This window comes from Salegentibacter tibetensis (assembly GCF_020164485.1).
Taxonomy (GTDB): Bacteria; Bacteroidota; Bacteroidia; order Flavobacteriales; family Flavobacteriaceae; genus Salegentibacter; species Salegentibacter tibetensis.
The window spans coordinates 46,071-60,160 of the sequence record NZ_JAIQZA010000001.1; the positions used below are offsets into that span (position 1 = coordinate 46,071).

Below are 14,090 nucleotides of genomic sequence, written 5' to 3' on the forward strand. Positions count from 1 at the left end.
ATCTTTGTCTTGCAAATAGCTGAAATGTTTCAAAAATTTCTTTTTTTATTCTTATTCTTTCCTGTTCTTGGACAGGCACAATTGGTGAATATTGAAACTAAACGCCTTCAAACCGATTCTACCCGATTTGTATTAGATGCCGATTTTGCTTTTAACCACTCAAACAACGACGGACTAACGGTAAATCAGTTAAACGGGACCCTAACCACCCAATTAAAATCTAAGGATTTCAAAAAGACCTATCTCTTTTTAGGAAATTACCGATTAATCGATGCAGATGAGGGAAATTTGCAAAATTCCTGGTTCCTCCATACACGCTTTAATTATAAATTCAACACACAGTTAAGCTTTGAAGCCTTTTTGCAGGGTCAATACAACCAACTTTTGGTGGTGGAGCAAAGAAACCTTGTAGGTGCTGGGTTACGAATGAATTGGGTAGACCGGGAAAATTTCACGGGTTACCTGGGAAACAGCTATATGTATGAAGTAGAATATAGTGATAGAGCCGGTACTACTGATTACAATCACCGCAATAGCACTTATTTTTCTGTATCCTATCTTTCAAAATCGAAAAAGTTTTCTATAACCAATACCGTTTATTATCAGCCTCTTTATAAAAACCTGAAAGATTACAGGATCCTGGAACAATTTCGCCTGGACATTCCCCTCGCGGCATGGTTTAAAGTCTTTATGATTTACGATTATTATTTTGACAGTAAGACTCCTTTAAACACCAGGGAATATACATCGCAGTTACAGGTTGGGATAGGATTTAGTTTTTAAAGATTGCCACGAGTGACAAGTATTTATTTATATAACTTCCTGCCTGAAAAACCATCCTAAAAACAAAAAACCGAACTGTTTTCACAATCCGGTTAATTCTATTGGCCTACTAGGGCTCCCTCGACAGCGCCTCCAGGCTTCTCGCCGTAAAAACTTCCGTATAATAAAAAAACCGAATTCTTTTCAGAATTCGGTTTCACATTTTAGTTGGCCTACTAGGGCTCGAACCTAGACTCTTCTGGACCAAAACCAGACGTGTTGCCAGTTACACCATAGGCCATTGCTGTAATGCGGATGCAAATTTAAAACAAACTTTCTATTGCGCAAACTTTTTCTGTAAAAAATAAAACCAATTTTTCCTGAAGCCTATTTTCGCCGAAATATCTATTAAAATTAGAGTCCTGAAACAGCTTTATTTTCAGTCTTATCAGAAAATATTCTGTTTTAAAGTCCGTTACTGAACTACCTCGGGCTAAGCCCCTAGAGGCATTAATGAAAAAATATCTTGACTTCAAGGCAAGCCCGCTTGAATGATTCGGGCAAGCCTCGAAGCATTTAAATCTCGATTATCGAGCATTCATAATTTTATTATTAAATTCGCCACATAAGACTCAACATCACGCGCAAATGACAGATTTTAGCTTTAGGAAGTGGAATAAAATATTAGGATGGCTGGTATTTTTAATTGCACTCACTACTTATACCCTCACCTTAGAACCCACAGCAAGTTTTTGGGATGCAGGAGAATACATTTCAACTTCCGCAAATCTTGAAGTAGGACACCCACCGGGAGCGCCAATGTATCAAATGCTTGGAGCATTCTTTTCAACTTTTGCGCCAGATAAATCGCAAGTTGCACTTATGGTTAACTTCATGTCTGGAGCCGCCAGTGCTTTTGCAGTTTTATTTATGTTCTGGTCTATAAGTATACTGGTTTTAAAGGTTGCCGGGCCTGTTGAAAAACTAAAACCCGCTAATAAAATAGCCGTTTTGGGTAGCGCCCTGGTTGGGTCTTTAGCATTTACTTTCACCGATAGTTTCTGGTTTAGTGCCGTTGAAGCCGAAGTTTACGCAATGGCCGCCTGTCTTATGGCGCTTATGTTCTATTTAGGTTTACTTTGGGAACGCGATATGTTTAAGCCAAGAGGTAATCGTTGGCTGATACTTATTTCGCTGGTTGTAGGCCTTTCTTTTGGAGTTCATTTCATGGGGTTGCTTACCATTCCTGCTATCGGGTTTTTATACTTCTTTAAAAATTATAAAAAGGTTACGGTCAAGAATTTTATTGTTGCCAATATTGTTGTGGTGGCTGTTTTGATGTTTATTTTCAAGTTACTTCTGCCCTACACGCTTACTTTCTTTGCTGCTTCTGAATTGTTCTTTACCAATTCGCTGGGGCTACCATTCAATACCGGTACAATAATCGCACTTTTAGTGATCGTGGCGGCTTTCTACTTCGGAATAAACTACACCCGAAAGAAAGATTATTTTCAGCTAAATACTTTATTCCTGTGCATTCTTTTTATCCTCATCGGGTTTTCAAGCTGGGTAATGCTCCCTATAAGATCTAACGCACCCACGGTAATAAATGAGAACAGTCCCGATAATGCCCGTGAATTATTAGCTTATTATAACCGGGAACAATACGGGGAAACACATTTATTTTACGGCCCTCAGTTTTCTGAAGTGTATGCAGGTTTAGATGAAGACAATCCCTATACCGATGCTAAACCTAAATATGAAAAAGACGAGGAAGCCGGGAAATATATTATTGTAAACGACTATAAAAATGCAAAACAAAACCTGGACGATTCCCATAAGGGATTCTTACCTAGGCTTTGGAGTTCCCAGCACGCAGCCAATTATATGGATTTCACCGGCCCGTTGGATTTCACTATAAAACAGGAATACCAGGGTGAAGAAAGATTAGTAAGTGCGGTAAACGAATTTCAAAACAGGTATGCTCAGGGAGAACTGGATAATACCGATTATCACAGCTTTTTAAGGCAATTTGGAGATTATCTAAATATAGAAAAACCATCTTTCGCTTCTAATATTTCTTATTTATTGGAGTACCAGATTGGATATATGTATTGGCGCTATTTTATGTGGAATTTTGTAGGACGCCAGGACGATAATCAGGGAAAATATACCGATACGCACGGAAACTGGCTTAGCGGTATCAAGTTTATAGACGAGATGCATATTGGTCCGCAAGACAATCTCCCAAGCGATGTTAAAAATAATAAAGCCCGAAACACCTATTATTTTCTGCCTTTAATTCTAGGCTTAATCGGACTCGTTTTTCATTTTAAACGCGATAAGAATAATTTCTGGGTCTTAATCGTGTTTTTCCTCTTTACGGGAATCGCCCTGAAAATATACCTGAACGAAAGGCCTTTCGAGCCCCGGGAACGGGATTATGCATTAGTTGGATCTTTCTATGTATTTGCGATCTGGATTGGCTTCGGAGCTTACGCCCTCTTTGACTGGGCCAAAAAATTCCTAAAACCAAAACTCGCAGCACCAATAGTAATTGCTGCTTCAATTTTAGCGGTTCCGGTACTTTTAGCTTCAGAAAACTGGGACGACCACGACCGGAGCGGAAGGGATTCTACCCTTACTATGGCAAAAATGTACCTGGATTCTGTAGACAAAAACGGTATTATATTCACCATTGGTGACAATGACACTTTCGCGCTATGGTATGTGCAGCAAATTGAACGCTACCGAACCGATGTAAGGGTAGTAAATACAAGCCTTTTTGCAACCGACTGGTATATAGACCAGATGAAGCGAAAAGCTTTTGATAGCGACCCAATTCCGTCTCAATTTGAGAACGAAGATTACAACGGCGTCAACGATGCGGTTTTTGCGAGAGAAGTCACCAAAGATACGCTCCCTATAAAAACCTGGTTGAATTATATTCAAAACAATGATCCAAGAACCAAAGCTGAGCTGCAAAGCGGCCAGATGATAAGCACTTTTCCTTCCAAAAACATCAGTATTCCGGTAGATAAGGAGACGGTTATAGCAAATGGGATCGTAGATGAACGTTTTGCCGATCAAATTGTAGATGAAATTGTGATCAACATAGATTCTCAGGTTATTTATAAGAATACACTACTGATGCTGGATCTTCTGGGTAATAATAACTGGGAAAGACCAATTTATTTTTCTGGCGGAAGCTTTAACGATGAAGATTTCCTTTGGATGAAGGAATATCTTCAGCTTGAAGGTGTGGCCTACAAACTGGTGCCTATAAAAACTCCAGTAGATCCCAGAAACCCTTACGATATGGGTCGTATCAATACCGACAAGATGTACGATATTGTAATGAACTGGGATTGGGGTAATATGGGATCAGACGATATTTATCACGATACCGAAACGCGTAGAAATTCAATTACCTACAGGAGCAACCTGGCCAGACTTGTAGAAAGCCTGTTAAACGAACAGGACACCACCCGTGCTAAAGAAGTTCTTGATCTGGCTATGGAAAATATGCCTGTAGAGCATTACAAATATTACGCACTGTTAGAACCTTATGTTAGCGGTTATTATGAAGTCGGAGAACCCGAAAAAGCCAGGGAACTCTGGGAGAAAATCGCGACTAATTACCAGGAATATTTAGAATATTACAGCAGTTGGGATATAGACCGGCAGTATCGCAATTTCAATGAAATTGTATCAAATATTGAACGCTACCGTGCACTGGTAGATTTATTAGTAGTGCATCAGGACGAAGAAATCCTCAAGGAAAAAGCCGATGAGTTTAATGAACACCTGGAAATGTTCCGCCATTTTTATGGTGAGGAAGAAGAAATAACTCCGACAGATCCTCAAGAAACACTACTTGAAGAAGGAGTGAACCCGGAACTAAATCAGGGCAGCAATTCGCTTAGAATAGATTCTTCAGAAGAAAACTAATTGAACTTACTAAGAAAGATGCCTGCAAGGTTTAAAATCTTGCGGGTTTACTTCTTATTCAAAACGGAGTCGCAAAAAATCTTCCAGAAATACTAGAATCTGCTACTTTTAAAAAACACCTGGACTCCACTCTCTGCTGAAATAGCTCATTTCCTATGAACCGGTTTTTTATAAAATACCCTTCAATCTTAAGAAAACTCTACCCAAACCGAATTACACGGCTCGAGGAAGAAAAAAGTATTTACCTAACTTTTGATGATGGCCCTGTTCCCCAAATCACGCCCTGGGTTTTAGCTGAACTAAAGAAATATGATGCAAAGGCCACTTTCTTTTGTATAGGTGATAATATCAGGAAAAACCCTGAAACATTTCAGCAACTAATAAAGGAAAGCCATAGCATAGGGAATCATACCTTTAATCATTTAAACGGCTGGAAAAACAAAACCGATGTGTATGTTGAGAATGTACTTAAGGCAGAAGAAATAATTTTAGAAATAAGAAAAGAGTGCAGGAGGAATAGAGATAAAATGCAAGAATCAAGAATCAAGAATCAAGATATTACAAAAGCAAACCTGAAACTCTTCCGCCCCCCTTACGGGAAAATCAAAAATTCACAGGCCTCAGAACTTATAGAACTGGATTATAAAATTGTAATGTGGGATGTATTAAGCGGGGATTTTGATTCCCGGATTTCTGAAGAAAACTGTTTTAAAAACGTGATAAAAAATGCTTCAGCAGGAAGCACCATTGTTTTTCACGATAGTCAGAAAGCCTTTAAAAATTTAAACTATACATTACCAAAAGTTCTGGAATATTATGCTGAAAAGGGATTCAGCTTTAAGGCACTTTAAACATATTCTTTAAGAATACCTACCAGCGTTGAAGCATCCTGTTCGCCACTTTGACGCCATTTCATTTCACCGGATTTATAGATCATAAGGGTTGGCAAGGCTTTTACCCTAAGAGCCTCGGCGAGTTGGGAATTTTTATCTACATCAATTTTAATCACTTTCGCCTTATTACCCATAGAAGCGGCAACTTCGCGTAAAACCGGATTCATAGCCTTTGAATCCTCGTTCCATTCGGTATAAAAATCCAACAACACCGGAATATTGAGATCTATTAATTCACCAAATTTTGACATGTAGTTTTTCTTTAAAATTCAATTTTATACCTCAACCTGACTTACTAAAGTGAGACTTGATATACATAAGTTCACTTCATAATTTTCTCCGGAGAAATCACTAACTCAAATATAGTAAATTCTGCAGATTATGCCGGTTTTGAGCCTTTTTTGAGTTCAATCACACTTATCTCGGGCCAAATCCCCACTCTTCCGGGAAAAGCCAAATAGCCAAATCCGCGGTTTACATTAATATAACGTCCAAATTCCTCATATATTCCTGCCCAGTTTTCGTAACGGTATTGTACGGGGCTCCATTTAAACCACCCGGGAATTTCAATGCCAAACTGCATCCCGTGAGTATGCCCACTAAGCGTTAAATGATAGTTCTTTTTATCTTTCTTTATCTTTTCCTGCCAGTATGAAGGATCGTGACTTAGCAATACTTTAAAATCCTTTTCACTTAGCCCATTCCCGGCTTTATCGAGATCACCTTCTTTTTTAAATCCGCCGGCACCCCAATTCTCAACACCTACTAAAGCGATCCTTTCCCCATTTCGCTCAATAATTTTATGCTCATTAAGCAAAAGTTTCCAGCCCATTTTGGCATGGGTTTCCTTTAAAGTATCCAGGTTTTGTTTTTTTTCTTCAGAAGTACTCCAATCTTTATAATCTCCGTAATCGTGATTTCCCAATATGGAGTAAACTCCGTCTTTTGCCTTAATTTCCCCAAACATTTCTTTCCAGGGTTCCATTTCTGAAGCTTCATTATTTACAAGATCCCCCGTAAAAACAACCATATCGCTTTCCTGCTCATTAAGCAGGTCTATACCATATTTTATCTTGTTTTTATTATCGAAACTCCCACTGTGAACGTCACTTATCTGGCTGAGACGGTAACCATCAAAAGCATCGGGCAGATCTTCAAAATAAAGCGTATAATTGAGCACTCTAAAATTGTACTTTCCCTGGTACATTCCGTATAAAACCGAAGCCAGAGGAATAGCTGCAATACCCATTGCTAACTGACTTAAAAATTTTCTACGCGATGGCAGGGAAAAACTATCTTCTGAAGAAAACAATTTTTCAAAGCCTCCTACTCCTAATCTAAACATGTCTTCCCCGAACATCATTAAAGTTAGAAATAGTTTAAAAAGCATTACCGAGAGCAAAAACCCAAAAGCATAGCCCCGTGCCCCGGTAAGTACACTACCTTCAACCGGTGTTAACCACTGATACAAAAAATTTCCCAGGACCGCTGCGGTGACTAAAAAATATACAATCACCACCCAATAGTTTCGGGTTAGTGTTTTTAAAGCCTGGTAGGCATAAATTTCTATGAAAAGAAAAAAAACTATGAATATAATCCAACGCATGAGCAAGCTAAATTTTTTGCGAATATACTTTTAATCATAACTTTATAAATTTCGTTTAGGTTTAATTTAACGCCTGTGTTAGACTTAAAACTTATGACTTTTCGCTCCTAAATAGTGCCAGAGATGTTGTTGAGCTATAAAATTTGACTATACCGGTAATAAGAAGTATTTTTAAAGATTTTTGAACAGATATTAAATTTAAAATGAAACGAAGAAATTTTATTAAAGCTACCGGAATAGCAGGAGCAGGTGCCGGGCTTCTCCCAGGAACCCTAAATTTAAATGCTGCTACTTTTAGAAAAGAAGGAAAAACTACGCCTATTTGTATAGCCACCTGGAACTTTCCCAATGCCAGCATCAGGGCCGGTGAAATGCTTGAGCAGGGCGCGACTGCGCTGGATGCAGTTGAACAAGGAGTCATGGTTGAGGAGGCCAACCTTAAAAATACCACCGTGGGAAAGGGAGGCGCACCAGACAGAGAAGGAAATGTCACCCTGGACGCCTGTATTATGGCACCCAACGGAGACGCAGGAGCAGTAGTGTACTTAAAAAATAACACCCACGCAGTTTCAGTTGCTAGGAAGGTTATGGAAGAAACCCCGCATGTGATGCTCGCAGGAGAAGGCGCCGACCAGTTCGCCAGGCAACATGGTTTTGAACAGGAAAACCTCCTGACCCCCGAATCTGCAAAAGCCTATAAAGAATGGCTGAAAAATAAGGAATACAAACCTCTTATCAATATCGAAAATCACGATACCATAGGAATGCTTTGCCTGGATGAAAAAGGCGATATTGCCGGTGCTTGTACAACTTCAGGCCTATCTTATAAAATGAACGGACGCGTAGGCGATTCTCCTATTATTGGTGCAGGCTTATTTCTGGATAATGAAATAGGCGGCGCCGTTGGCACAGGAATGGGCGAAGCAATTATGAAAAGTGTAGGAAGTTTTCTTATTGTTGAATTAATGCGACAGGGCAAAAGCCCGCAGGAAGCCTGTGAAATAACTGTAAATCGAATCGTTAAACAAAACCCCAATTATAAAGATTTCCAGGTGGCTTTCTTAGCTTTGGACAAAAATGGGGAAATAGGTTCCTATTGCCTTCATAAAGGCTATTCCTATGTGAAGTATAAGGACAACAAAAATACAAATATACCCAGCCAATATTATTTATAATGCTTATCCGTTTAGAAACCTAAAAACAGTTTTTGTCACCCTGAGCGCAGTCGAAGGGTCAAACATAAACGTCTCGACTGCGCTCGACGTGACACTTTATTTCAATTTTGCCTTTTGGGTCTCTTAGCGAGATATACAATTATTTATGTATGGAACAGAAAAAATCCTATCGCACCGCATTTATATTTGTAACCATACTTTTCTTCCTGTGGGGTTTTATCACCGTGCTCGTTGACTCTCTTATCCCGAGACTTCGGGAGGTTTTTACGCTTTCATATTTTCAGGCAGGAATGGTACAATTTGCCTTTTTTGGTGCCTATTTTTTACTTTCCATTCCCGCAGGATATATTTTATCTAAAATAGGATATAAACGGGGAATCATTCTTGGTTTAGGTACAATGGCACTGGGCTGCCTCCTATTCTATCCGGCAGCTTCCTATCGCGTCTTCGGAATCTTTATGTTAGGTTATTTTACGCTCGCTGCGGGAATCACGATTCTTCAGGTGGCGGCCAATCCTTATGTAACCATTCTTGGCCCCGAAAAAACCGCTTCCAGCAGATTAAACCTTTCACAGGCTTTTAATTCCCTCGGAACCGCTATCGCCCCGGCTTTGGGAGCACTTTTTATTCTTCAGGATAAAGTAAAAACAAGCGTAGAAATTGAAGCCCTGGATACTCCCGCTCAGGAAAGTTATTTAGTGGCTGAAGCTGCAGCAGTGCAAACCCCGTTTTTAGGAATTGCAGCTTTTATTGGAATAATTGCCCTGGTTTTCTTTTTTGTAAAACTTCCGAAAGTTGGCGACAAAGAAGCCTCTAATGACTATCGAAAAATTCTAAAGAACAGAAACCTTATTCTCGGCGCTATTGGCTTGTTTTGTTATGTAGGCGCCGAAGTTTCTCTTGGAAGTTATATGGTAAACTATTTTTTAAGTCTTGATCTTGCCGCCACGGTTAGAGAAACTTCTTTTATGAGAACCATCGCAGAATGGATCTTAACTTCAGGTGTTTCAGCTTCCAGCGATATGGCCGTTGTAGGGGTCTTTGTCACTTTCTACTGGACCGGTGCAATGGTTGGTAGGTTTATTGGCTCTTACCTCACTTCAATATTTAATCCTGCAAAAATCCTAAGTATTTTCGCAATTGGGGCTATCGGGATGATCTTAATCTCAAATTTCTCAGTTGGCCTGGCCGCTATGTGGACTATAATCGCAGTTGGATTATTCAACTCCATTATGTTCCCTACAATTTTCAGCCTTGCTTTAGACGGATTAGGTGATGATAAAGCGCAGGGATCTGGAGTACTATGTACTATGATCGTTGGTGGCGCTATAATTCCGCCGGCTTATGGTTTTTTAACCGATTCTTATAATTTCAACGTTGCCTTAATCCTGGTAATGGCCTGCTATGCTTACATTTTCTATTATGCTTACACCAATAAAAGAAGAAAAATAGCAGTAACCTAATCATCTCAATTGCTGAGATTTTAATGAACAAGTTTTTAGGAACGCCTAAAGCCCGTATGATAATATCTTTGTAGTTTTGGAATATTCAAAAAAATAATATTCCAAAATACATGGCAGCTCAAAAACGCTTATTTTTACTGGACGCTTACGCACTTATATTTCGTGGTTACTACGCTTTCATTAAAAACCCCAGGATCAATTCTAAAGGCTTTGATACTTCGGCAATAATGGGTTTTATGAATTCCCTTTTTGATGTAATAAGACGCGAAAAACCAGATCATCTTGCGGTTTGTTTCGATAAAGAAGGCAGCCAGGTAAGAACAGAGATGTTTGCTGAATACAAAGCAAATCGCGATGCCACACCAGAACCTATAAAAGATGCCATCCCAATTATCCAGGATATTTTAAACGCAATGCACATTCCCGTGGTTGTACTGCCCGGATGTGAAGCCGATGATATTATCGGAACTCTTGCCCAGCAGGCCGAAAAAGAAAATTACCAGGTTTTTATGGTAACTCCAGATAAGGATTTCGCCCAATTGGTAACCGAAAACATTTTTATGTACCGCCCGGCAAGAATGGGCAACGGTATTGAAATTTGGGGAATTCCAGAAGTTCAGAAAAAATTTGGAGTGGAGCGACCAGAGCAGGTGATAGATTTTCTTGGGATGATGGGCGATGCCGTAGATAATATCCCGGGGCTTCCAGGTGTAGGTGAAAAAACCGCTAAAAAATTCCTGAAGCAATTTGGAAGTATGGAGGAATTACTGGCTAATACAGACCAGTTAAAAGGAAAAATGAAAGAAAAGGTAGAAAGCCACGCTGAGCAGGGAATACTTTCTAAAAAACTTGCGGCTATTCTTACCGATTGTGATGTGAAGTTTCACGCTGAAGATTATGAACTTTCCCAACCAGATGCCGATAAGGTTCAGGAGATCTTTGATGAACTCGAATTTAGGAGACTAAGGGATCAGTTTATAAAATTATTTAGGGGTGAAGAAGACCAGCAACAAACCCAGGTTACAAATTCTCCTTCAGCCAAAAAAGTTTCCAACACAGCCGGGGAAGGACAATTTTCTTTATTTGGTAGCGATAATTCAGAAAAAATTGAAGCTAGCACAGGCGGGAGGAAATCCTTACAAGATACCGCTCACGTATACCAAAGCCTGAATACAAAAATGGCCAGGCAGTTATTTCTTCAGAATTTAATGAAACAAAGCAGCGTTTGTATAGATACTGAAACGACCAGCTTAAATGCCCTGGAAGCAAAACTTGTTGGGATCGCTTTTTCCTGGGAAACCGGCAAAGGTTTTTACCTGCCTTTTCCCGAAGAACGCGACAAGGCACAGGAACTTATTGAAGAATTAAGACCATTTTTTGAAGATGAAAAGATTGAAAAAATTGGGCAAAACCTTAAATATGACATTAAGGTTTTAGCAAAATATAATATTGAAATAAAAGGAAAACTTTTTGACACGATGATCGCACATTATCTGATAAATCCAGATATGCGACATAATATGGATATCCTTGCGGAAACCTATTTAAATTACAGTCCGCAGCCTATTTCAGAATTAATTGGCAAAAAAGGAAAGAATCAAAAATCAATGCGGGATGTTCCCCTGGAAGAGCAAACCGAATATGGGGTTGAAGATGCCGATGTTACCCTTCAGCTTAAAAAATTCTTTGAGCAGGAATTAAAAGAAGCCGAAACCCGAAAGCTTTTTGATGAAATTGAAATTCCGCTGGTTAGAGTCTTAGCAGCAATGGAACTGGAGGGCATAAAGCTGGACGAAAATTTCCTGAAATCCCTTTCTGATGCTCTCGATAGCGACATTAAAGAGCTGGAGCAAAGTATTTATAAAGAAGCCGGGGAAGAATTTAAAATTAGTTCCCCAAAACAATTAGGCCTTATCCTTTTTGAAAAAATGGAATTGGTTAAAAAGCCAAAAAAGACCAAAACCGGCCAGTATTCTACCAGTGAAGATGTTCTTTCTTATTTGGTAAAAGAACACAAAATCGTAGAAGATGTTTTGATGTATCGTGCTTTGATGAAATTGCAGAATACCTATGTAGATTCTTTGCCTAATCAGGTACAAAAAGCAACCGGCAGGATCCATACTGATTATGTGCAAACCATTGCGGCTACAGGGAGACTAAGTTCCAACAACCCAAACCTCCAGAATATTCCAATTAGAACCGAGCGCGGTCGGCAGGTAAGAAAAGCTTTTGTTCCGCGGGACGAAAATCACATTCTTCTCGCTGCCGATTATTCTCAAATTGAATTACGCATTATCGCCGCCCTTAGTCAGGAAGATAATATGATAAAAGCCTTTAAGGATGGTAAGGATATTCATGCTTCTACGGCAGCACAGGTTTTTAATGTGAATATAGATGAAGTAACCCGTGAGCAAAGAAGTAACGCCAAAACCGTGAATTTTGGGATTATCTACGGCGTTTCGGCATTTGGATTGAGCAACCAGACCAACTTATCCCGATCTGAAGCTAAAGAACTTATTGACACCTATTATAAAACCTACCCAAAACTAACTGGCTACATTGCTGACCAGGTGGATTTTGCCAGGGAAAATGGATATGTGCAAACTGTTTTAGGCAGAAGACGCTATTTAAAAGATATTAATTCACAAAATGCCGTGGTTAGAGGTGCAGCCGAAAGAAATGCAGTCAATGCACCAATACAGGGAAGCGCTGCCGATATTATAAAACTGGCAATGATTAATATCTACAGAAAATTAGATGAAGGAAAATTTAAGACCAAAATGCTGTTGCAGGTGCATGATGAACTGGTTTTTGACGCCCATAAAGAGGAAGTCCAGGAAGTGAAGAAAATGATCCAGTACGAAATGGAAAATGCCTATAAGCTGGAAGTTCCTTTAGACGTAGAACTTGGGGAAGGTAATAACTGGCTGGAAGCGCATTAAAAAAGCTTCAGCTCATTAATGATTTTGTTTTTAACAATTACCAGAAATTTTTAAAACTTTTATTACGCAGAAAGAAAATTAAAAATTTTAGATTAGATCCAGTAAAACTTCAATACCTTGATATTCAGTATAAATCAAAACGTTGTCAAAAATGTCTGCACAACAAAGGGAACAAACTGAATACTCTTTTGTCCAAAAAGTCTGGATTGTAGGCCTTATATTCTCTTTGATAGCGATAATTCTTCTAATTTTTGAGGCCACCTTCAATATTCTTATCCTTGTCCTTGCAGGAAGTCTTATTGCCTGCTTTTTTAGAGGATTAAGCTCCTATATTAAAGATAAGGCAGGATGGAACGAGAAAATCACCTTATCAATATCGGTTATTGGACCGCTACTGATCATTGCTGGAACTTTTTGGCTTATTGGAGCAACAATTTCCTCGCAGGCTTCTCAAATTGAAAAAACCCTTCCGAGCCTCATAGAGGAGGCCCAAAATTCCCTTAGTGGCAGCCGTGTTGGGCGGGAGATAACAGTACAACTGGAACAATTACAATCCACAAAAAAAATCCCGGAATACCTTTCAAAATTCTTCATGACTACTTTTGGCGGGATAGGAGATGTTTATATCATACTACTTATAGGTATTTTCTTCACTATTTCCCCACAGCTTTATAAAAACGGGATTATTCAAATGGTTCCACCCAGAAAAAGGGAAAAGGCGCAAGAAGTGCTAACACATTTAGGATCGGACCTTACAAAATGGCTGGCAGGAAAATTCATTGCCATGTTTGCAGTATTCTGCTTAACATCCATTGGCTTGGTCATTATGGGTATCCCTATGTGGCTTATACTAGCGATTATGGCAGGTGTTTTAAATTTCATACCAAACTTTGGGCCTTTAGCAGCAATGATTCCGGCAGTGCTAGTAGCCATAGCAATTAGCCCTACTACCGCTCTAATTATAGTAATAATGTACACTGTCATACAACTAATAGAAAGCAGTTTTATAACACCAAAGGCCCAGCAAAAATTAGTAAATATTCCGCCGGCATTAATTATCATTTCCCAAATTTTTGTGGGTGCGATGACAGGGATTTGGGGATTGATATTTGCCACTCCTTTAGTTTTGATTCTCATTATTCTTGTACAGGACCTATATGTGAAACCCATGGAAGAAAAAAAACAGCATTCCGATTGAAGCAGTTGTATAATTTTAATAAAGAAACAGAAATGAAAAACCTCGCAGACAAAGCTGCGAGGTTTTTCTATTTAACACTTAACACTAAAAAACTATTAGG

The 14,090-nt window shown here is 39.2% G+C and carries 9 protein-coding genes and 1 tRNA gene; 7 read left to right on the forward strand and 3 right to left on the reverse strand.

The features are described from left to right. Positions 1-24: 24 nt before the first annotated feature. Positions 25-783 carry a DUF481 domain-containing protein gene (locus LB467_RS00210; protein ID WP_224472021.1) on the forward strand — a complete coding sequence of 253 codons (759 nt, stop codon included), beginning with the start codon at positions 25-27 and terminating at the stop codon, positions 781-783. A 207-nt stretch (positions 784-990) separates the two neighbouring features. Here the strand turns inward: LB467_RS00210 and LB467_RS00215 are convergent. After that, a tRNA-Gln gene (locus tag LB467_RS00215) sits at positions 991-1,063 on the reverse strand. A 347-nt stretch (positions 1,064-1,410) separates the two neighbouring features. Between LB467_RS00215 and LB467_RS00220 the strand changes: the two genes are divergently transcribed. Further along, positions 1,411-4,713: a DUF2723 domain-containing protein gene (locus LB467_RS00220; RefSeq protein WP_224472022.1), complete on the forward strand. Its 3,303-nt coding sequence runs from the start codon at positions 1,411-1,413 to the stop codon at positions 4,711-4,713. Between the two features lie 155 nt (positions 4,714-4,868). Continuing rightward, a complete protein-coding gene (locus tag LB467_RS00225) occupies positions 4,869-5,564 on the forward strand; it encodes a polysaccharide deacetylase family protein (RefSeq protein WP_224472023.1) in 696 nt (231 codons plus the stop codon). Here LB467_RS00225 and LB467_RS00230 read toward each other — a convergent pair. Next, positions 5,561-5,857 (reverse strand): thioredoxin family protein, encoded by a 297-nt coding sequence (locus LB467_RS00230; protein WP_224472024.1) that lies wholly within the window; start codon positions 5,855-5,857, stop codon positions 5,561-5,563. The two genes, LB467_RS00225 and LB467_RS00230, sit on opposite strands and share 4 nt — an antisense overlap. Before the next feature lie 128 nt (positions 5,858-5,985). After that, entirely contained in the window at positions 5,986-7,212 is a 1,227-nt protein-coding gene (locus tag LB467_RS00235) for a metallophosphoesterase (protein ID WP_224472025.1), read from the reverse strand. A gap of 203 nt (positions 7,213-7,415) precedes the next feature. On the opposite strand from LB467_RS00235, the gene LB467_RS00240 reads away from it, so the two are divergent. From LB467_RS00240 to LB467_RS00255, 4 genes are all read left to right on the forward strand, one after another. Further along, positions 7,416-8,387, forward strand: coding sequence for a N(4)-(beta-N-acetylglucosaminyl)-L-asparaginase (locus LB467_RS00240; protein WP_224472026.1), 972 nt, complete (start codon positions 7,416-7,418; stop codon positions 8,385-8,387). 149 nt (positions 8,388-8,536) lie between these two features. Then, positions 8,537-9,850: a sugar MFS transporter gene (locus LB467_RS00245; protein ID WP_224472027.1), complete on the forward strand. Its 1,314-nt coding sequence runs from the start codon at positions 8,537-8,539 to the stop codon at positions 9,848-9,850. 110 nt (positions 9,851-9,960) lie between these two features. Next, entirely contained in the window at positions 9,961-12,792 is a 2,832-nt protein-coding gene (polA, locus tag LB467_RS00250; RefSeq protein ID WP_224472028.1) for a DNA polymerase I, read from the forward strand. 151 nt (positions 12,793-12,943) lie between these two features. Then, positions 12,944-13,990, forward strand: coding sequence for an AI-2E family transporter (locus tag LB467_RS00255; protein WP_224472029.1), 1,047 nt, complete (start codon positions 12,944-12,946; stop codon positions 13,988-13,990). The last annotated feature ends 100 nt before the right edge of the window (positions 13,991-14,090 follow it).

Bases quoted from the DNA above. Each gene is read 5' to 3' on its own strand.
- LB467_RS00245 (WP_224472027.1), top strand. From the start codon at position 8,537: ATGGAACAGAAAAAATCCTATCGCACCGCATTTATATTTGTAACCATA.
- LB467_RS00235 (WP_224472025.1), bottom strand. From the start codon at position 7,212: ATGCGTTGGATTATATTCATAGTTTTTTTTCTTTTCATAGAAATTTAT.
- polA (WP_224472028.1), top strand. From the start codon at position 9,961: ATGGCAGCTCAAAAACGCTTATTTTTACTGGACGCTTACGCACTTATA.
- LB467_RS00225 (WP_224472023.1), top strand. From the start codon at position 4,869: ATGAACCGGTTTTTTATAAAATACCCTTCAATCTTAAGAAAACTCTAC.
- LB467_RS00210 (WP_224472021.1), top strand. From the start codon at position 25: ATGTTTCAAAAATTTCTTTTTTTATTCTTATTCTTTCCTGTTCTTGGA.
- LB467_RS00255 (WP_224472029.1), top strand. From the start codon at position 12,944: ATGTCTGCACAACAAAGGGAACAAACTGAATACTCTTTTGTCCAAAAA.
- LB467_RS00220 (WP_224472022.1), top strand. From the start codon at position 1,411: ATGACAGATTTTAGCTTTAGGAAGTGGAATAAAATATTAGGATGGCTG.
- LB467_RS00240 (WP_224472026.1), top strand. From the start codon at position 7,416: ATGAAACGAAGAAATTTTATTAAAGCTACCGGAATAGCAGGAGCAGGT.
- LB467_RS00230 (WP_224472024.1), bottom strand. From the start codon at position 5,857: ATGTCAAAATTTGGTGAATTAATAGATCTCAATATTCCGGTGTTGTTG.